Origin of the sequence: Hyperthermus butylicus DSM 5456 (assembly GCF_000015145.1) — an archaeon.
Taxonomy (GTDB): Archaea; Thermoproteota; Thermoprotei_A; order Sulfolobales; family Pyrodictiaceae; genus Hyperthermus; species Hyperthermus butylicus.
Genome location: NC_008818.1, coordinates 386,946 through 406,760 on the forward strand (window position 1 = coordinate 386,946; position 19,815 = coordinate 406,760).

The following is a 19,815-nucleotide window of genomic DNA, read 5'->3' on the forward strand; positions in this document are numbered from 1 at the left end:
CAGAAGTATAAAGTGACGGCTAGGGGTTGCATAAAACTAGCCTTCCGCTCCGCTCAGCATAAGACACACAGGAAACCGGGGCTTAGCGCTACTTAAGGAACTCCTCTTCAAGTTCTCGGATGTACCTAATGCTCTCCCTCACGTCAACGAAGTATTCTGCAGCCTTTTTCACATCCTCAGCTGTAACCTTATTACGGCCCTCACGTTCAGCTATTATCCTTGCCGGCTCCATTAACTGTACCGCGTAGCGGAGGCTCCTCTCAACACCGAGCTTTGTTAGCTCCTCTAGCGCCTCCTCGGTTAACGGTATTTCCTCCTCATCAGCCCTTATACGTAGAATCTCACGTATCTCCTCCGCCTTGTATGGCCTAGTCTTAATGATTAGCAGTCTATCGAGGAGGTCTAGCGGTATGCCATGAGGTGACTCTATGTCTGTGCCACGTATCTTCGTAACACCACGGTTTGTTGCAAGTACGAGTATTGGTGCTAGCTCGCTCTCCATGGCCCTCGTTAGGAAGCTAAAGGCCTCTATGTCCAACATATGGGCGTCATCTATGAATAGTACGCCGGGCACAAGCTCTGCCCTACCCTCATTAATCATCTTCTTAACTTCCTCGTCCACACGCTGCCTAACCTCGCTAGGTATCTCCCTGGTAGCTGGCATGCCGAGTAGTGTTGCAAAAGCTGTACGCTGAGCAGCATAGGCGACATCTAGGTCATGAAGGGTTAGTGTATGAACTATCTCCTTCCTCTTCCTCACCGGGCCGTCGGGTATGTCCACGCAGCGGAAGTAGGATACGTCGTAGCGCTTACTCTCCTTCTCGCATGCCCTGCCAACCTTGTATACCTCGCCTGTCTCAGCATCAATCCATATTACGTCGCCTTTACGCACTCTTAGCTGTATGAGCTGGGCTGCAACTTCCTCTCCTACTCTTAGCGTCCTACTGTCATCCCTGGTTTCGAGCGTTATCTCGGCCTCGCTGGGCACTCTTACGTACGGGTTGAATGGATGCTTTACGTACGCTATACGTATCCTCGTTACCACACCCTCATAGACATCCTTGTGCACCTTTATCCTTACACCGATAGCCTTCCTAATAGCCTGCATTAGTACCTCAGTTTTCTTTAGCTCACTACTATAGATCTCGGAGCCAGACATTGCAACGAACGGTGTGTCCTCGCCGAGCTCCTTGGCGATACCCACTGCTATTGCCGTCTTACCGGTACCGCTAGGGCCCACTATGAGGACCCCGCGACCAGCCATTCTGCCCTCCTTGATCATTTGCACCACTATGCCCGCTGCTTCGCGTGCTTCAACCTGGCCAACCATACCGTCAGCAATGAACTTTGCACGACCCTTCTCGTCGAGGCCCAGACCGCGTATATGACTGTGCGAGCCTATCCTACGCATCTCCCTAGCCGGCTTAACCTCCCTAATGACAGCCATACCAATACCACCCGATATAAAGGCCGCGAAAGGGGCGCTTTACAAAAACCTTACCCTAAAGGGGCTCAGTCCGCGAAGCATCATCAGCGGCATAGAACTCAGACACTGGCGGTCTCCTCACAGCCCTGCCTAGAAACATGGAGTTGTATTGAAAAGAGATAAAGATTATGCGCGGGGAAAGACGCTAATAGAATATCCTTAAGCATGAGCAGTAGTAGCGGCAAGTATATCGCCGATAGAATGATTCCATACTTAGCAATCGTCCTTATCGTGATTAGACCGCCCGCAAAGACTATTGCGTTTGGCGGCGTTAAGACGGGCAGTGTGAGCGCTATGGAGGCTGATAGCGCTACTGCGACTGATACATACATGGGCGTCGAAGTTGATAGCCCTGCTGCGATACCTATTGAGAGCGCTATTGGTACTATAGCATTCGTGGTGGCAGTGTTTGACGATACTTGTGTTAGCGTCCATGTTAGCAGGACTAAGCCATAGAGGACTGCTGCTGTGGTTGCTCCGCCGAGCCCGCTCGTAATCTCCTCTCCAAACCAAATACCTGCCTTCGACTTGAAGAGTAGGCTACCCATTACTAGACCGCCAGCGAAGAGGAACAGTGTATCCCAGTCGAGCTTTGATAGCGCATCTTTCCAGTCGAAGAAGAACTTATAGCCGTTACGCACGCTGCGTGGCACTCCGAATAGCAGAACACCTGCCAGCACAGCTGGTATAGAGTCATCTGGCACAATCTTCTTTATAAAGCTTAGAGGCTTGATTAGCGCTGCTAAGCCACGGAGAATCCATAGCGAGACCACGATAATGAATGTGAATAGGAACCATTTCTCTTCTGGCTTGAGTTTCGGCGGTACTTCGCGGCCGAACTCCTTTGCAAGCTTCTACTGTAACGCGCTGTCCACTACTGCTGTGCCAAATACCATCTTGAAGAAGACCACCATTATTGCAAAGAACACTATCGATATTGGAACACCGAACTCCATCCGCTCAAAGAACGATATTGTTCCAATGTTTAGCTTTTCAAGGAATCCTACTGCTACGAGGTTTGGAGGTGTACCCACGAGCGTTGCCATACCACCAAGAGAGGCTGCAAACGCTAAACCTATTAGCGCAATTTCACGCTGGCTCTGCGATAGTATTGGGATTGATACAAGGCCTACCATGATCGGATAAATTAGAGCGGTAGCAGCAGTATTTGACATCCACCAGCTTAGAAACCACGCTACAGTACACATAGCCACATAGAGCCAAAACGCGTCGGAAACCCTCATACGCAGCGTTATTAACACTAGCCTCTTAGCAAAACCCGATGCCTCCATAGCATATGCTAGCATGAAGCCGCCCCAGAACACCCATATAATTCTATGGAAGAACGTCTGGAGAATGTCGCTTACACCAGCCTTGGCGCTTGAAAAACCGAAGGCACCTAGAGAGACGCCAACCATTATGCCGCCAACAAGACCTGAAACAAGTGCTGCAACACCATAGGGTACAGCGCTAGTGATCCACCACACAATAATCCAGAGCATAAGGCCCAATGCCGTGTTAGGAGCCCAGGGCGCCTCTGGGTTCACTAGCTCACCTGTAACTGGGCTCCTTAGCTCCTTAGTGGGGGTGCTAGGAGTAGTATTATAAAGAGTAACGGGCCGAGTATGAGGCCTGCGAGCCTCGTATTCATTTCCGCACTCCCTATTAGATTTTTTAGATCCATTTAGACCACAAAATCTAAAATATCTTCCCCACAATCTTAGGCGGAAAGAAGATGCTTAAAAGCGTTACTACCGGAACAACTATGAATGGGTTCAGCTGCCGCTGATTTTCTCACAGCCCCCCGCCCCTGGGGGCTCAACAACAGGGGTTCTCACCATCACCCTGGAGATAGGGTGTTACAGCCAACCTTCACTCTAGCGTCCACGCTAGCCACAAGGGGCTATGGGAGCTTCGTCACCGACAACACATGCAACAGTTGTCTTCGTTACTGCTGCCCTCTTATAGAGTCTTGACACTATAAACCTCCTATATATCGGGTTCTTGGAAAGCTTTATGTGTAGCTCGCTCGTAGTCATAGCATATATCTCCCAGTTTCGCAGAGCAGGACACATGTAGCAGCCTATCCTGTAAAAGCCATAGTAGTACATGGGGTTTAAGGGGAGCCCATTCATAATGATGTACAGCTGTACGTGCGCAGCACTCCACATACGCAATGGCGTAACAACTAACATGTCGCCAGTGTAGGCCCTCCGTACGGGTGGCCTGGCGCTACGCCTAGGCGATTCCGCGTCACGGTCACCAACTACTAAGAGCGTTTTGCCTTCAGCAAGCTTTACGGCCATCTCCTCTATAGACTTAACCTTGAGTATTGTACACCACCTATCACCATGACTTGGAAGCGGCGCACCTCTCATTAGCTCCTTGTCTATACCAGCATATGCTCTTACAACCTCTATGCCCAGCTTCTCTGCAACCTCTTCGACGTAGCGTACCGAATCGGGGAACTCCGTGCCAGTATCGCCGTATACAACTCTTACACGATCTTTTCCATACGCCTTTAGGGCTAAGAGTAGCGCTGCTGTACTATCCTTACCACCGCTCCAGGGGACTATGATTGTATCAAATTCGCCTAAGCTCCTTAGGAAGCGTATAGCTGCCCGCTCATATATCCCAATTACCTCCCTGTTAGCCTCAACGAGGCTATCCATGCTAACGCTTATTGGCTCTATGCCATCATTTATGCGTGATGCTCTCGGCTTAAACCCAGCATCGCCTATATCTAGCTCGACTACAGGGTTGGGACCATTGTATACTATGTGTGTCCCACCGGTAGTCCTAACAACGAGGGGGTTTTCGCCAATTAGCGTCCCGGATAGTCTTGAAACGAGGCGAGAGAAACGACCAACACCTATGAAGACTTCGTAGCTCGGTGCAGGGTCTTCAAGCTGGGGATCTATTGGTGACCCAACTGGCCCGAAGACATAAGCCCTCCTGGACTCATCCCAGGATGTCGCTACCCGGAACATTGTGCGCGCCTTTACAACCTCCATGTATAACTGCTCGAGCCTAGCATTTCGCACTCTTGCACGCGGTACAACGCGGAGCACAACATTTGGTGGAAGCCATTCGGCGAGATGACTAGCTACCTCCCTATCCTCCCTGCCAAGGAGCACTATATAGAACTTATCCGGCTCAATTATCTCCTCAAGAGCCGCTTCCGCGGCCGCAGGACTACGAGCGCCATGGAGCGTTTTAACATCTACGCCCCAGTCCCGGTAGAACCTCTCAACCATTGCTGAAACTGCAGCAGCATCCTTGCGGCTTCTAACTACTATCGTGAACATAGCTCCTGCCCTACCCTTACACGCGCGGTAAGGATGTAGACCCGCCCCACTCTCTTAATCATAACCTCCTGGGTGGTGTAGCTACACGCTACCGGGCAGGGCTGGGTTGATGAGGGGTTGAGTCGCCGACCCTGGGGGAATGGGGAGACCGCCCCCTGCACAGTCTCTGACCGCGGTGTGACGCCTTGACCGAACTTTACCCGCTCATTGAGGGAGGCCGTGTCGTAGGCGTTATCGGCAGTGGCGGCGATGCAACAAAGATTTGCGGGTTTAGCGGTGGATGCCGCTACTACCTCTGGTTAAGTGTCAACGAGGCTGTGGATGTTACCAGCCTACTTGCCCGCGGACGCGTTCTCGAGCTGAAAGGGCCTAGAGGGCGGAGTTTTGCACCTATAACTTCGTGGCTCGCTTCACCACCCTACGTGCATGCGCGTACCGTGCCGGATCTCGATGAGTATGCACGCTGGCTCGCTAGAAGTGTTGGGAGTGAGATTAGGGGGCGGAGGATACTCCTAGGGTTCAGTGGCGGCAAGGACTCGGTTGCGGCACTCATCACGCTCGTCAAGCTCATGGAGTATGTTAGCTTTAAGCTTCACGTCATGTATATTCATATCCCCTTCCTAGAGTCGCCCCGCAATGTGAGGTTTATAGAGCAGGTTTCGAGGAGGCTTGGCGTCGAGATAGAGGTGTTAGAGGCTCCACGGAGAGATATGAAGAGCCTACTAAAGTGGAAAGGCATGCCCCGTAGGGGGTTTAGGTTCTGCACAGTCTACAAGGCCAAGCCTATGAGGAAGCTCCGCAAGGAGGATCCCAAACTCATAGAGGTTATTGGCGATAGACTCACAGAGTCACCTAAGAGGTTTGAGAGGCTCTCCAAGGCTGCTATACACCGTGTTGTACTTGTCGGGAGAAAGTTTAGGCCAACCTACCTCTACACATTGTTGGACGTAGTAGATATCGTCAGGCGGCACGGACTCGTTCATCCAGACTACCTGGACGGTGTTCCAAGGGTTGCATGTAGCTTGTGCCCCTACAAGGCTCTCCACGAGTTTCGCCGGCTCCCCGAGCTGGAGGATCTAGACCTCATAGAGCAGGTTTGGGAAAAGATGTGGAAGAAGTGGTATTCATGGACAAGCTTTGATGTCTTTCGGAGCCAGCACCTCTGGAGATTTAGCGCTATTCTCGCTAAACCGCTCCTCTACGCTAAGGAGTTAGTTGCTGAAAAAGCTGGAGACGCTGACAGGTTGACTGGCGACTATGTTGAGAAGGCTTATCGGAGAGTCTGGGTGGAGCCAATCCCGAAGGCGCCAGAGCTTGAGGAGCCCTGGACTGCAGCCGAACTAGCGTTGAGGGCTTGGAAGAAGAAGCTACCGATAGCTGTTCCTGAGCAGGAGGAGGAATAAGCGATACACAGCCAACGCCAGCACTATCGATGCCGCGTAGAGGATTGACATTGCCGCTGATAGTGCTGGAGCATATTTCAGCCCCTCGAACCCCATATAGCTAGCAACAAGATACATGAGAGGAGCAGGATGTGTTGTACCGCTAGAGCCTCCTAGACCACCTATGGTTATTGATAGGCTTACTTCAGAGGCTATACTCACAGCTACGTAGGCAGCACCATAACTGCTGGCCTGGAGAGCTAGTGGCGCCACTATAGCTGCTAGCTTGCGGGCTACACCTGCTCCAAGGTTTGTTGCCACCTCCTCAAGTTCTAAGGGTATGCTGGCTATTGCCGTCTGGAACAGCTTGTATAATAGTGGAAGTCTCCTAGCAGCATAGCCTAGTACAAGGTATAGTTGGGGGGTAATAAGTGGGTCTAGGATCGTGCCTCGAAGGAGGTCATGGTATGCAAAGAATACAGCGTACGCAACAGCTATACCAGGTATAGCCAGCGGCGACATAAGTACTGCATCAAAGAGAGCTGTACTCCTTCCATAACCTCTAGCTACTGCATAGGCTGCCGTGACTGCTACAGGAGCCAGTAGTAAAAGGCTGATAACTGTATAGACAATACTGTTAGCTATCCCCCTCGCTATATCGGGGTTCTCAGCGAGCAGTCTTAGGCCGCCAAAGCCTGGCGAAGGGAGAAGTTCTGCAACCCACCTATCACTGAAACCATAGGCTACCGCGAGAAGCTTAAGCGCAGCTGGTAGCAGAGCAGCAGCAACAACACCCACGATGAATGGTAGGGCTCTTGTGTCAAGCATTGCTAGGGGGGCACGGTAGCGCATAGATCCCGCAGGCGCCGCCCTATAGGCAACAGCTATACTGGGATAAGCCGCTATGAAAGCTATGAGAGAGAGCAGTGTCAGTATAGCTATGTAGCCTATGGCAGAAAGCGAAAATGTACCGGTCACAGTGTCCATGAAGTAGCTGTAAGCCCTAAAGGCGAGCAAACTGCGTGCACTAGGGTCTTGCTGGAAAACATATGGACCAGCTACATCATCCAAGCTCAAGACAAAGATTAGCGAAATGCTTGCAGCTACAGCTGGTCTGGAGAGACGTGCCGTTAGTAGAGTATGCTGCAGCAGCGAAACACCATGCTGTACTGCCGCCTCATAAGCCTCACGTGCAACACCAATAGAGTATGTGTATATCAGAATAAGTGCTAGCGGCGCAAACACAGCTATTTGATATACTGCAACACCTGCAAGGCCGCGGAAGGTTATACAGAAACCAAACGGTCTGAGGATACTATTCACAAGGCCATAATCAGGGTTAAATATGCGCTGAACCACGTAAGCCTCAACAAACGGGTATGGAAGGAGGGCCACGAGAGCCAGGACTAGACTGATTCTCAAGGGACGGTATAGGAGTATACCCGTAGCAGCTAGCAAGCCAAGGAGTGTCGAGGCAAGCGATACAAGGCATGCAACCACGAGGCTATTGGGTATAACGCCTAGGTCTGCACCCCTGATAATGAATAATCTACAGTTAGGCTTGTCAGCCACAGTAATTGGCTCCTCAACCCCTACTACTGGCGCAATAGAGCCTGGCTCGCTAAGAGCTAGACTAAGCCCCTTAACCAGCTGGCTCGGCGAGAGAAGGAGAGCCAGAGGTATAATCACTATAAGAGCTATGAGTAGTAGTGCGGGTAACACGAAAAATAGACGCTGTGAGGGCTTCATACACGCTTCTACCCAGCGAGCTTCTCGAGCTCAGACAGTATAGACCTGTACTGTTCTAGGGCTACAGTTTTTACTGCGTTGTAGAACTTGTCTCTGTCCTCGGAGCTTCTAAGTTTGGAGTTTATCTTCTTTGCATACTCTAGAGTAAATACAACCTCCTCGCCACTCCATGGATCCTTTATCCTTAGCGGTGAGCCAAGCTTTGCCAGTATGTCTGCATAGCCGTTCTCGTCTATCTTGCCCTCTTCATAGAGCTGTGCTAATAGCTTACCAATACGTTTGAGCAGCTTGTTGGCGGCAGGGTCGGCTATTGTTGCCTCAAAGTAAGTTGTAACTGCCAGGTCTACCTCTGAGGCTAATGTGCGGTTGTACTCGAATATGTTGTTCCTCAACTCGCTGTAGATCCTTTCGACCCAGTCTATGCCGGAAACTGGCCTCACAGGTATGTAGTAAAATAGCCTTGCTAGTGCACGCTGACCCTCATCGCTTAGCAGCCAGAGTATGAATGCCTGCATCTGCTCTTTATGCTTACTAGCCTTCGCTACAGCCGCTATAGAGATATACAGTATGCCCTCACCCTCCGGCACTCTGAAGACCGCGCCCCTACCCTGCTTCTCAGCCTCAATACCATAACCTATGTATGCCGGTGCTACACCCACCAAACCCTCGGCTGCTTGATCACGGGCTAACTCGGAACTATCAACAATACCAGCCTCCATACCTATAACTGTGAGGAGTTGCCAGCCCCTCTCCCAGCCATACTTTTGCAGTATGCCATGCACTATTGTCCGTGCTGTACCACTCTTACTCGGCCTTGGGAAGGACACCATGTAGACCTCCTCAACCAGCGGCCGGAGGTATATTGGGTTCACGAGGTCGCCCCAGGTTCTGGGCTCCGGCAGACCGTACCTTTCAAGGAACACCTTGTTTACTATGAAGCCGTAGACTGCTTGGCCAACTGCAACCCAGCAAATCTCGCTGCTACTCGCCCTACCCAGGTACCTCTCGTCAAGCTCCCCTACGATGTCTAGGAGTTCATCCAACGTTAGTGGTGCTAGATGGCCCTCACTGCAGAGTCTATCGTAGACAGGCTTCTCGCCTATGAAGAATCCATCCACCTCTCCGCTCTCGGCAAGACTTGGCCACTGTGCATAGTCCAGCTTCCTAAACTCCACATCTGCTATACCGTACTCCCTCGCTATGCTACTGTTGAGAAATGCCTCACGAAGAGCTTGTTGCTCCTCGGGCGAAAGCCTGGTAACAATTACCAGCTTTACACCTTGGGCCCCCGTTTCTCCCCCCTGCATATAGAGAATAGCTACAGCTATAACTATCATTATGGCTATTATAGCTGCACTAGTTAGGAGGAGGCGCTGCGACACCATATACTTACCACCAGTGCACGAGCAAAGCAAAACCGGAATTATAAACGTATAGATAACACTCTAATGCTTGTATCGCGCGGGCAGAGCATAGGTGAAGGAAGAGGTGGAACCCTCACAGCCAGAACAGTGGATGAGGGACATACTAGAGTATACAGCCAGCATACTTCAGCGCAGCGGGTTCCAAGCACATCCCCTCACGAGGCTAGCACATGCAGCAGTCGCAGCCGCCCATATCACCGGGTTTGAACCACTCTACGACTACCCCGTCGAACTCTACTACGAGCTGCAAGAGGCTGCCGAGAAGAGCGCACTATACACGCCTAGATGGAGGCCAGCCTACCAGCTGCTCGAGGAGGAAGTAGAAGCGTTAGCTGCTTTCGAGGAGGCACTGGCTAGCAGCGACACCGTCTTCCACACCGAACCCATACTCGCGGCAGCAGCTTTAGGCTACGGCTGTAGAGCTGTAGTAAGCCGCGACTGGCTTGAAGCCGGGTTTACGCCAACGCCAGGTCAACAGATCGTGATTGTGCGCCGCGGAGAGAAGAGGGCTAGGATCCTGGTGCCACGTAGCCTCTACACGCTAGCCCTTGCGGGCCTTACGGTGTACGGTGTAACACCATACTCCAAGGCTCTGCTACCCGTACCAGATCCGGCTACGATTAGAAAAAGAGTGTTTATGACAAAGCTCCCCCTTGGGGAGGCCTCGAAAAGACTGGTAGAGATAGTTGATATGTATGTTAAGCCCGTGTGTAGGCGCGTTGACGAAAACCCCCTCTGGGCTTGTAGGAGCGACACCGTCTTACTGATAGAGTACCGTTTCTCCGGTCCTATTGTGCTTGATGTTAGGTATGTTTACTGCTAGGCCTTGACAGCTACTGTTATCCCTGACAGCCTTATCCACGGCGCATACCTGCCAAAGCCTGCCCGCTCTACAGTCTTGCCAAGCAATTCCACGTTATCCCTTAGCTCTCTGTAGAAGTTACCAGAGATCATTGCACCCCTAACCCATCCTTTAGGCTCTCCATTCTCAAAGTATATTGCTGGGTTGGCTAGCACGCTATACTCGCCTGTTTCACTGTTAGCTGTGTGCGCACCCTGCACTTGATATACGACCAACACCTTGCCCTCAAAGAGTTCTTCCATCAGTGCATCACCCGGCTCTACAACTACGTTGGTAAAGCCTGGTATAGGCATAGAACTGTAGCCTATCCTTACAGCATTGCCCGTTGAGGCATTGCCAGCTCTTCTACCCCAGTAGTTGTCGAACACGAAACCCTTCACGACACCCTTCTCAACCAACACCTTCCTCGAAGTGGCTACACCTTCGCCGTCAAATCTCCAGGTGTTGTCGCCACCCTTCAATGTACCGTCATCAATTATGGTTATTTTCTCGGAGAGTGCCTGCTCCCCCACCTTATCGCCATAGTAGCTTCTGCCCTGCACGTAAATGTCGCCACGTAGTGAGTAGAGAACAGTTACGCCCAACAACTCCTCGAACACGCTAGGGGCAAGTACCACCGTATACTTGCCGGTCTCAACACCTTTGGCAAGCTTGGTAGCCTGAAGCACACGGTCAACGACACGGCGGACTAGCACCTCCGCGCTAGGCATTGAGACCCTACTAACTTCGAAGTCGAATACTACTGGTGTGAGTACACCATTCTTCCTTGCGTTAACACCAACCAGCGTAGCTGCCACCGTACCTACATCAACGCGGTAGACGCCGTTAGTGTTTACTATTGCTCTCTCGATACGCTCAACACTGACGGACCCCCTTGCAACACTTACACCCTCATATTCTCCGGCAATGCTGAATATCTCGCGTACATGTTCTATAACCGTCTCAGCACTAGCAGCAGCCAGCTCCGGGCTGTACATGTTGCCTGGCTCCGGATAGGACTGACTAGGCTCGGGCAAGCCTTGCCACTCGGGATCCTCGGGTGCAACTTTTGCCTGCTTAACAGCTGCCCTTACAGCCCTACGCATATTCTCCAAATCCAACCCAGTAGTGTAGGCAAAGCCTATCTTCTTGCCAACAGCAACCCTAATACCGATACCAACATCGTCATTGGATTGAAGCCCTTCAATCTTGCCCGCGAGTATGCGCACTTGGTAGCCACGTGCATGAACTACATAGGCTTCCGCTTCTGTTGCACCCTCGCGTATAGCCCACCTAGACGCGAGCACAGCCACTTCAACGGGCTGTACACGTTGAGCCGACACACCCATACACCCCACATAGCACGGCTCAAACAGATGTGAACACAGAAAGGAATGCATGGAGGCCTACTCGCGACCTCCCACGGTCATCTTCTTAACGCGTGCGTGGGGGCCGCCGTCGGATACGTATACTAGCTGGCCCTTACCACAGCGACCATAGAACACCTTGAAGTCCTTCGCTACAGCATCAATGTTCATTAATGTTTCCAATGTGTTACCAGCTATGCTGAGGTTGCGCACTGGTTCGCCAACCTCACCGTTTACTATCTCGTACGCTTCCTCGATGCCCACCTGGAAACTTCCATCCATGTTTGTCTGGCCGCCAGAAGTTGCAACAACGTAGTAGCCAAATCTTATCCCCTCAAACACCTCTTCAACGCTATGGTCTCCTGGTAGGAGCACAGTATTCCTCATACGTACAAGTGGCGCATGTCGGAATGATTCTGCCCTAGCATTACCCGTGGGATTCTCATTCAACATTGCAGCATGGACACGATCCGTCATGACTTGCTTGTGTATCCCTCTCTCGACTATCACTGCACGCGCCGTCCTCACGCCCTCATCGTCGTATTTTATCGTGCCGAAACCATCCTCTATAGTTGGATCATCAACTATTGTCACTAGCTCCGAGGCCACTTTCTCTCCCTTCTTGCCCTGAAGCGCGCTACCCGCAACAACAAGATCGGCCTCAGCAAGGTGGCCAAATGCCTCGTGGACAAAGACACCAAGGGCTTCTGGTGCTAATACTACTGGGAAGTTGCCAGCCTTGGGCGTCTTGGCTTTGAACTGGTTTGTGAGCCTCTTGAGTAGCTGTTGGGCCAGCTGTTCCTGGCTAGTCTTCTCCCAGACATAGTACCCCTTTATCGTCCCCTGGGTTACATGAGCTGCAGCACGCACCCCGGCCTCGACACCGAATGCCGAGGCATAAACATATACTAGCTCTCTCTTCTCGCCCAGCACGCGGTCCTCGGTACTTGCATAGTAGCGCTCCTCGACCCTCTCTACGTAGACCACTCTGCGCGACTTTACCTGAGGCGCCGATGCAATAGCCTTGTCGAGCTCCAGCACATCGGATAGCTTGGCGTCAATTGGTACGTCAACAATACTCCTCTTAACCGGAGCCTCATAGTAGTCTTCAACCGCTTCAAACGTTAGGGGTTTGGATAGCTTCTCCCGGTGCGCTGAGGCCATGGAGTAGGCTTGCTCTAGGGCTCGCCTTAACGAATCTACTGTAACCCTGGTTGTAAACGCGAACCCCATCACACCGTTTACGAATACACGAACAGCCGCACCATAGTCTATGCCCGATGAAATCTTGACTGTGCCGTTCTCGACGTCTATTCTGGTGAACTGAATTCTCTCAACACGGATGTCGGCAAGATCTATGTGCCACCCGCTAGTGAATCCCAGCGCCTTTACGAGAATGTCGCGTATATCGTCTAGCAAACCTATCCAGACCCCTTTAACAGTGGTTGGGAGGACCATTAGTTTTGTCAGCGTTCCTGGGGGTATTTATAAGAGCCTCTTACATTAACACACTGCTACCCGCGAAAGCCTAAGAAGGTCATGGGCGTGATGTTGGTGCCGTGTGGAGCCTGGTGGTGTAGCCCTCTACGCGGCCGATTTACGAGAGAACTACCGCTAGCCGTTGAGGGGCCTGGCGGTCCCGCGCCAGAGACGCCCCTGGCAACATACGCTATTATAGCTATTAACGTACTCGTCTACCTCGTAACTTCCGCTCCGACAGGATTCTGGCAGACAACCGATGAATGGGTCTCCAGGCTAGGCTTTGTCCCAGCAGCACTCCTCGCTACACCCCCATCAGAGTTCCCCAGGATACTAACAGCGATGTTTACCCATGCAAACCTCATACACATATTCTTCAACATGTACTTCCTCTACCTCTTCGGCCGCGCCGTGGAGAAGACCCTCGGACACTGGAGGTACCTAGCACTATACCTTGTAAGCGGCATCGTAGCAGCTGTCTTCCACACAGTGTTCATGTACGTGGTGAATCCGGCTGGCCTAGCAATACCCAGCGTAGGCGCCAGCGGCGCTATAAGCGGGGTCCTCGGGGCATACATGCTGCTATATCCGGGTACAAGGCTCACCGCATGCTTCTTCCTTGGCTTCATACCGTTCTGCTTTGCACTACCAGCAGTCTACTACCTGCTCTTCTGGTTTGCAATGCAGGTCTACATGGGTTACACTCTTGCCGCAAGTGCTGTAGCATTCTTTGCCCACGCGGGAGGCTTCGTATCTGGCATGGCCATCTTGCCACTCGTAGCTAGTAGGACTAGGATACTGTTGCTACGCATGCAGGCTGCTACGAGGAGCTTGTTTGGCCTGATAGTATTCTACTCGCCCTTCTTCTATCGTGGCCGTGAGCTAAACCCTCTGGTCAAGAGTGTCCTGGCGATGCTTATACTTATGCTGCTAGCAGGCTCGGCATACGCTATAGTTGATGCAAGAACCGAGGACAGCTATGTTGCAAGCTACCAGGTTAGGGCTAAGCTTAAGCTCGGCGATGAAGCCTATAGCCTTGTAGACAGTTTCTTCATAAGAATCTACGGTGGAAAGGGTACGCTAATGCTAAAGGCTACCCTAACAAGCTACGGGACTGCAATTGCTGAGATCCTGGCACGCAACAATCTAGTCTATAACCCATCTCTAGCAAACCAAGAACTAGTACTAGACAAGGGGCTCATCGGCATCGATATACGCCAAATACTGGGCTACAACATTGTCTCGGTTAGTATACAACCAAAACATTTCCACGGAGTATACAACAAGGATGGCTACCTTGAAAAGGGCGAATTATACGCAAGTCTAGCGTATAGAAGGCTCATAGGCTCAATGATTATTGGAGAGCTAGCTGCTACTATAGGTCTTGCTGGAGCTGGAGCTGTAGGGCCAGCTATCCTCGCGCTGGCTATAGCTTCTCTAGCCATGCTGGCTACAAGCCTCTACACAGTGTTATTCCTTGATAGGGAGCTAGTGATAACCCCCGAGTAACACTAGCACAAAATACTGGAGTGATGAGGGCCGTGAACCCTTACCGCCGCCTAGGGCCGGGATGGGGAGGTGTTTCAAGGCTGACTCTTCTCTTGCTCCTCCTTCTTTAGCTCTTGTTCAAGTTTCTTGAGTTCCTCCTCTATCTCCTTCTCGATCTCCTCAATGGGTTTTGGCGGCGGTGTTGTTGCTAGCGTATAGCCTATCCAGGCCAAGATGCCCATGACTGCTGCTACAGCAATGAACACCGTCACTTTTACAAGCGTATAGTCTAGATCACTTTTCCCAAGCAGGTCAGGCTTAAAGAGTGCTATAGCATAGAACACTATGACGCCCAGGCTTACGAGGAGCATTCCAATACCTACAACCTGATCGCGACGCAAGGACCACAGCCCGTTCTGGTTAGCCTCTACGCCTGGTATTTAAGATAAAGCTGGGATATTACTGTGGTCGCTATCCTCGCCTTTACAGCGCAGAGCCTCGGCGACCCATTACAGTCCACTTCCGCTACATGATAGCGGGCAGTTACGATACTCTCAAGACTTGCTATGCCCTCCCAGTCTATGGTCCCGGTTCCCGGCAGTTCGTGCTTGTCCTCTCTGCCATCGTTATCGTGGATGTGTATGCATATAGGCTCTACGCCCTCCAGCTCCTCTCCTATCCTCTGTGGAGTGTAGCCGTTGATATTTGCATGACCTACATCAATGCAGACTGAAAGCCTTTGACTACCAACACTCCTCGCTAGGGAAGTTATTGCCGCTATGCTATTCCACGGCTTTCTACGCTCTGCATTCTCTATAGCAACTATGGAGAGGCCCTCGTGCTCCGAGTAGTCTGCCAGTAATGCAAAGAACTTCTTGTTCAGCCATACTACCCTCGACTCGCCAACGCGCTGGGCTGAAAATGGGTGAAATACAACTACATCGACACCGTAGCTGTAGGCCATGTCTAGAAGTATTCTTGCCTCCTCAACCGCGTACTCTATGTTCTTACCGAGCATTATGAGATAATATTCTTCCCAGGGCGCGTGTAGCGTTAGGGGTTTTACTCCAAGTCTACTAGCCTCTTGGAGGGCTGCACGGAAGTAGCTATATGCTGAAGGGTAGTCTATGTCAAACCTCTCTATGTTGTTATAGCTCACATCTACAGAGTCAAAGCCAGCCTCGTATAGTATGCGTATGCTTTCCGGCAGCATAGCCGGGATAGTCCGTGTAGAGGCTAGTACCAGCATTTCCATGGCACCGGGCTCTTTAAGTCGATGCCGCCAGTATTATAGTGCTACCAGTTAGCATAGACCTGGCCCTCCAGGAGGTGCAGCCAAGAGTTTGCCAACTGCCACGCTAGAGCCGGGCGTGCCCAGCATTGTGATTGATAGAGGCTCTGTTTCTGTGCAGCATGTCCAGCCACTAGTGCCCCGTGGATGGGTATTACTACGTGTCAAGCTTGCACGATGGTGTAGCATTGACGGCTTTGCGGCTTGGTGGCCCCTTTCGCGGCAACGCATAGCTGGCTGCTCAGGCGCGGGCGTAGTAGCAGAGCATGGTGTGGATGCCGACACTGATTTGCCAGGTAGGCAGGTCGTCCTAGGAGGTTATAGCCCCGAGTACCTACCACCTCTAAACGTTAATGGATGGCTTGCAGAGTACACCTCTGCCCCCTCTAGCCTACTCATACCCGTTGGTAGGCTTGAACCCCGGCTCGTCTTCTACCCCGACGCCGTTACCGCTTGCAGTGTAGCTGAAGAACTAGAGGCTGCTGGACGTAGTGTACTAGTCTACGGCGCTGGTTTCTATGGGCTCTCAGCTGCGCATCTAGCACTTGACGCTGGCCTAGACGTGGATATTGTTACAAATGTGAAGGAAGCAACCCGTATAGCTCGGGAAATGGGAGCAAGGGTCTATACCAGGCCGCCCTCGGGTAGACACTACGATGCTATAGTACTGGCAGCTGCTAGCGCCAATGCCATAGGTGTTGTTGAGACCTATTCTCCGAGCCTAATCGTGCTACACCCCCTACATACCATTGCCTATAATGTACCCGTATCCCGGAGGAGACGGAAGTACATAATCCTTGTGGGCTGGATAGACGGCGAGGCACATAGAGGGAGTTGTGGCTGGAGGCTCTTGGATAGGGTTTGGAGGCTCGTAGGGGAATACGTGAGAGTGGTTGAGGGCTTGGAAAAACCACCGGAGACAGCTCCATGGCTGGGTCTAGTGTATAGGCTCGGCTAGAGCATCTCCTTTATGGTCTTTGCTAGTCTCTTAATACCCTCTTCTATCTCTTCCGGCGATGGATAGCTGAAGTTTAGCCTCATTGTGTTCTTGCCGCCGCCGTTGGGGAAGAATGAGTCTCCAGGCACGAATACTACACCATTCTCTATCGCCTTATTTAGCAGCTTCCTAGCATTAATCTTCTCTGGCAGCCATACCCAGATGAAGAGGCCACCTATAGGCTTGGTCCACTTAACGCCTTCAGGCATGTACTGCTCAAGTGCCCTCAACATTGCATCACGCTTCTCCTTGTAGATCCTCTTTATCTTCGGTATGTTTCTGTCTATGATGCCCCGCTTTAGTATCTCGGCGGCAATGTACTGGGTTAGCGTGGGTGTATGTAGGTCCATGCCCTGCTTTACAAGCTCCATCTTGGCTACTATTGGCTCTGGGCCTATGGCCCAGCCAAGCCTTATGCCTGGAGCTAGTATCTTGCTGAGGGTGCTCAGATAGATGACCCTGCCAGACTCGTCCATAGCTTTTAGCGGCTTTACCTCGCGTTCCTCAAAGGTTATGTAGCTGTATGGGTCATCCTCTATCACTAGTATGTTGTACTGCTCTGCTAGCTCGAGGAGGTGCTTTCGCCTCTCCATGGGCATCGTTGTTCCTGCAGGATTGTGACATGTCGGAATAGTGTATATGTACTTGATTTTTATGCCCTCGCTTACCGCCTCCTTGAGCACCTCTTCCAACTTATCGGTTCTCATACCATCCTCGTCTATTGGCACGGTGAGGAAGCGTACACCACTGCTCCGGAAGGCCTGGATGGCGCCAAGGTATGTTGGTTCCTCGGTTACAATGTAATCTCCAGGGTTTGCAAGTGTCTTGCCAACAAGGTATAGGGATTGCTGGCTACCAACAGTGGCTATTATCCCCTCATTCTCTCTCACAGGTATGCCATTCATCTTAGAGAACTCTCTAACAGCTTCTAGGAAGTATGCTGAGCCCCTGGTGGGACCGTACTGTAGCGCCTTCTCTCCATGCTTGATTATTACCTCCATTGCTATCTGTGCTATCTCCTCTTTGGGGAAGGTATTGGGGTCAGGTAGGCCACCAGCGAAGCTTATAACACCACCACGCTCTACTACTTTAAGGAGTTCGCGTATGTCTGAAGCCCTGACACTCTTTGCATAATCGGAGAGGAACCTGTCATAATCGATCATTATACACCAGCCATTATTTTGGGTTGCGGAATAAAAGGTAATATGGATTACGTAGCCATACACTTCGCATATTAGCAGAACCTACTAGAAATATCCCAACTAAGCTATGCGGTGATGATAGAAGTGTGGGTCAGAGAGCTGGAGACCATACTGGAGGCTACGAGGCAGCTTCTAGAGGCCATAGCACAAGGCGAATACTGCTGCCTTCACCACGGCCTACCCTATGTCACCCCGGGACTCTTAGCTAACCAAGCATTCTGCGAGATGAGGCTAGAGCTTGGCTTCTTGAGCGGCGAGGTAGAAGCGCCCCGAAAACCAAGCGATGCCCGGGTGCTCGTTGAGGCAGTCCTCCAAGCCAGGAGACTATTACCACGCAAGCTTGTTGAAAGACTCGCTCTTAGCACACCCGTGGCAGCTCTTCTGCAAAACGTGCCGGTCATAGGTAGACCCCACGCCATACTACTCGCTCACGGCAGGGTTGAGGCCATAGTTATAGGCAAGATTACTAGTAGGCCATCACGCCTCTACCACAGCGACCGGGTAAAGCTATACGCTTATGCACAGCTCCTAGAAGCTGCAGGGTTTAGGCTTACACCAGGAACAAAGCTCGTCCTCGCAGCTGCACATAGTCCTAGAGAGCTAGCTGAAGCCCTCAAGGTACTCGAGAACGAGATAAAGCCGGCATCCCTCGGCAACAGCTACATCCACGTCCTAGCGCACGACCCTGCAGCGGAGGAGGAGCTTCTCGCTCCCCTACTCGCTTATTGGCGCGGCGAGAAACCTGCCCAGCCCAGGCCAGGGCCGTGGTGCTCAACATGCCCTTATCGCAGCAAGTGTCCCGCTAATATGGCTCACCAAGCTCTGAGATAACGATATCCAGTATACGGTTGAACGCTATAGAGTAGACTATCGAGTGGAGCCCAAATGTTATCAGGTTGAGAAACACGTCGATCAGTGTCGGCGAGAGCTTGCCTCTCAAGCTCCCACAATGTGAGGCAAGACTTAGAACCATGTAGAGCGCTATAGGGTAACCCAAGGGTAATAGAGCAGCAATAAACGATATCGGATCGATCCTGCCGAGACCACAGGACCCAGCCAAGCCACGTGCTATCTGATAGAGAGTATGCATGGATGCTAGGAGAACTGGAAGTGCAGCAACATATAAGGCTAGGAAAATCTTCTCCACATACTCCACTGGTATACCAATATTGAGGAAAAGGACTGGTATAAGAGTAACCAAGCCTGAGACGATACCTCCCGCAGCAACACCCAGCCTTGAAGCACCCAGCACCAGGCTCCTCTTCACAACAACATCACTAGCCAAGCAATACCCACCACGCTACCAAAACCAGAGCTTCCGGAAGCACACATAGGGTGGAAAGGGGTAAAACACTAGCCGCTCACCCTCCTCCAGCCCTAGGGGCTATGAGGAGATCATGGACATCTGCAGCCCCACGCTGAGCAGGGCTATGGAGGAAAAAGAGCTTGGGTGATGATGGAAGAGCCACCGAGCCACAAACACGTCTACAAGATCGGCCCCACATGCCCCAGCCACACTGCATCCTTCTACATCACATCCTAACATTATTCCTCTGGAAACTAGCGACTCTACAATTGCCTCATAGAGCTTGCAGAGTAGATTATGTAAACGTTCTTGCGCACAGCAACAGCTCGACATACAGATAGGATCACCACACGCCTTCCCATCCTCCAGTAGTCTCCTGCTTTGCTACGAGCAGCTAGTTCTCGAAAAAGACCACAAAACTCATAGAGGTGTATATGCCTTCATGGGGTATAGAGGCTAGGACATGACTATGAGTGTGACCCGTATATGGGTTGT

15 protein-coding genes and 1 pseudogene are annotated in these 19,815 nt (G+C 51.6%); 5 read left to right on the top strand and 11 right to left on the bottom strand.

All coding sequences use genetic code 11. From position 1 onward, the window contains the following. Positions 1-88 precede the first annotated feature (88 nt). The 3 genes and pseudogenes from HBUT_RS02095 to HBUT_RS02110 form a co-directional block, all read right to left on the bottom strand. Positions 89-1,447, bottom strand: a complete 1,359-nt coding sequence (locus tag HBUT_RS02095) for a RuvB-like helicase (RefSeq protein WP_011821587.1) — start codon at positions 1,445-1,447, stop codon at positions 89-91. A 98-nt stretch (positions 1,448-1,545) separates the two neighbouring features. Continuing rightward, positions 1,546-2,988 (bottom strand): annotated as a pseudogene (locus tag HBUT_RS09770) (SLC13 family permease). 387 nt (positions 2,989-3,375) lie between these two features. After that, positions 3,376-4,794: a phosphoadenosine phosphosulfate reductase domain-containing protein gene (locus tag HBUT_RS02110; RefSeq protein WP_011821588.1), complete on the bottom strand. Its 1,419-nt coding sequence runs from the start codon at positions 4,792-4,794 to the stop codon at positions 3,376-3,378. A 185-nt stretch (positions 4,795-4,979) separates the two neighbouring features. Here HBUT_RS02110 and HBUT_RS02115 point away from each other — a divergent pair, with 185 nt between their 5' ends. Further along, on the top strand, positions 4,980-6,197 hold the full coding sequence (locus tag HBUT_RS02115; RefSeq protein ID WP_011821589.1) for a phosphoadenosine phosphosulfate reductase family protein: 1,218 nt from the start codon (positions 4,980-4,982) through the stop codon (positions 6,195-6,197). On the opposite strand, the gene HBUT_RS02120 is transcribed toward HBUT_RS02115, so the two are convergent. Further along, on the bottom strand, positions 6,162-7,925 hold the full coding sequence (locus tag HBUT_RS02120; RefSeq protein ID WP_011821590.1) for an ABC transporter permease: 1,764 nt from the start codon (positions 7,923-7,925) through the stop codon (positions 6,162-6,164). The two genes, HBUT_RS02115 and HBUT_RS02120, sit on opposite strands and share 36 nt — an antisense overlap. 8 nt (positions 7,926-7,933) lie before the next feature. Then, positions 7,934-9,310, bottom strand: a complete 1,377-nt coding sequence (locus HBUT_RS02125; protein ID WP_011821591.1) for an ABC transporter substrate-binding protein — start codon at positions 9,308-9,310, stop codon at positions 7,934-7,936. A 91-nt stretch (positions 9,311-9,401) separates the two neighbouring features. Between HBUT_RS02125 and HBUT_RS02130 the strand changes: the two genes are divergently transcribed. After that, complete coding sequence (locus HBUT_RS02130; protein WP_011821592.1) at positions 9,402-10,172, top strand: hypothetical protein; 771 nt, start codon at positions 9,402-9,404, stop codon at positions 10,170-10,172. On the opposite strand, the gene HBUT_RS08825 is transcribed toward HBUT_RS02130, so the two are convergent. Both HBUT_RS08825 and HBUT_RS02140 read right to left on the bottom strand, forming a co-directional pair. Next, positions 10,169-11,533, bottom strand: coding sequence for a TldD/PmbA family protein (locus tag HBUT_RS08825; protein ID WP_011821593.1), 1,365 nt, complete (start codon positions 11,531-11,533; stop codon positions 10,169-10,171). The genes HBUT_RS02130 and HBUT_RS08825 overlap by 4 nt on opposite strands. Positions 11,534-11,596: 63 nt before the next feature. Then, positions 11,597-13,015, bottom strand: coding sequence for a TldD/PmbA family protein (locus tag HBUT_RS02140; RefSeq protein WP_110138729.1), 1,419 nt, complete (start codon positions 13,013-13,015; stop codon positions 11,597-11,599). A gap of 96 nt (positions 13,016-13,111) precedes the next feature. Here HBUT_RS02140 and HBUT_RS08830 point away from each other — a divergent pair, with 96 nt between their 5' ends. Continuing rightward, positions 13,112-14,545 carry a rhomboid family intramembrane serine protease gene (locus HBUT_RS08830; RefSeq protein ID WP_011821595.1) on the top strand — a complete coding sequence of 478 codons (1,434 nt, stop codon included), beginning with the start codon at positions 13,112-13,114 and terminating at the stop codon, positions 14,543-14,545. 74 nt (positions 14,546-14,619) lie between these two features. Here HBUT_RS08830 and HBUT_RS02150 read toward each other — a convergent pair whose 3' ends face one another. Together HBUT_RS02150 and HBUT_RS02155 are read right to left on the bottom strand one after the other, a co-directional pair. Continuing rightward, positions 14,620-14,925 (bottom strand): transcriptional regulator, encoded by a 306-nt coding sequence (locus HBUT_RS02150; RefSeq protein ID WP_011821596.1) that lies wholly within the window; start codon positions 14,923-14,925, stop codon positions 14,620-14,622. Positions 14,926-14,951: 26 nt separating this feature from the next. Continuing rightward, positions 14,952-15,779 (bottom strand): sugar phosphate isomerase/epimerase family protein, encoded by an 828-nt coding sequence (locus HBUT_RS02155; protein WP_083756270.1) that lies wholly within the window; start codon positions 15,777-15,779, stop codon positions 14,952-14,954. A gap of 88 nt (positions 15,780-15,867) precedes the next feature. On the opposite strand from HBUT_RS02155, the gene HBUT_RS02160 reads away from it, so the two are divergent. After that, positions 15,868-16,773, top strand: a complete 906-nt coding sequence (locus HBUT_RS02160) for an MDR/zinc-dependent alcohol dehydrogenase-like family protein (protein WP_048061395.1) — start codon at positions 15,868-15,870, stop codon at positions 16,771-16,773. Here HBUT_RS02160 and HBUT_RS02165 read toward each other — a convergent pair. Beyond that, positions 16,770-17,975, bottom strand: coding sequence for an aminotransferase-like domain-containing protein (locus tag HBUT_RS02165; protein ID WP_011821599.1), 1,206 nt, complete (start codon positions 17,973-17,975; stop codon positions 16,770-16,772). The genes HBUT_RS02160 and HBUT_RS02165 overlap by 4 nt on opposite strands. A gap of 123 nt (positions 17,976-18,098) precedes the next feature. On the opposite strand from HBUT_RS02165, the gene HBUT_RS02170 reads away from it, so the two are divergent. Then, positions 18,099-18,845, top strand: coding sequence for a PD-(D/E)XK nuclease family protein (locus tag HBUT_RS02170; protein WP_011821600.1), 747 nt, complete (start codon positions 18,099-18,101; stop codon positions 18,843-18,845). Here HBUT_RS02170 and HBUT_RS02175 read toward each other — a convergent pair. Then, positions 18,817-19,299: a hypothetical protein gene (locus tag HBUT_RS02175; protein ID WP_011821601.1), complete on the bottom strand. Its 483-nt coding sequence runs from the start codon at positions 19,297-19,299 to the stop codon at positions 18,817-18,819. The genes HBUT_RS02170 and HBUT_RS02175 overlap by 29 nt on opposite strands. Positions 19,300-19,815: the final 516 nt, after the last annotated feature.

Bases quoted from the DNA above. Each gene is read 5' to 3' on its own strand.
- HBUT_RS02095 (WP_011821587.1), bottom strand. From the start codon at position 1,447: ATGGCTGTCATTAGGGAGGTTAAGCCGGCTAGGGAGATGCGTAGGATA.
- HBUT_RS02110 (WP_011821588.1), bottom strand. From the start codon at position 4,794: ATGTTCACGATAGTAGTTAGAAGCCGCAAGGATGCTGCTGCAGTTTCA.
- HBUT_RS02120 (WP_011821590.1), bottom strand. From the start codon at position 7,925: ATGAAGCCCTCACAGCGTCTATTTTTCGTGTTACCCGCACTACTACTC.
- HBUT_RS02125 (WP_011821591.1), bottom strand. From the start codon at position 9,310: ATGGTGTCGCAGCGCCTCCTCCTAACTAGTGCAGCTATAATAGCCATA.
- HBUT_RS02140 (WP_110138729.1), bottom strand. From the start codon at position 13,015: ATGGTCCTCCCAACCACTGTTAAAGGGGTCTGGATAGGTTTGCTAGAC.
- HBUT_RS02155 (WP_083756270.1), bottom strand. From the start codon at position 15,779: ATGGAAATGCTGGTACTAGCCTCTACACGGACTATCCCGGCTATGCTG.
- HBUT_RS02165 (WP_011821599.1), bottom strand. From the start codon at position 17,975: ATGATCGATTATGACAGGTTCCTCTCCGATTATGCAAAGAGTGTCAGG.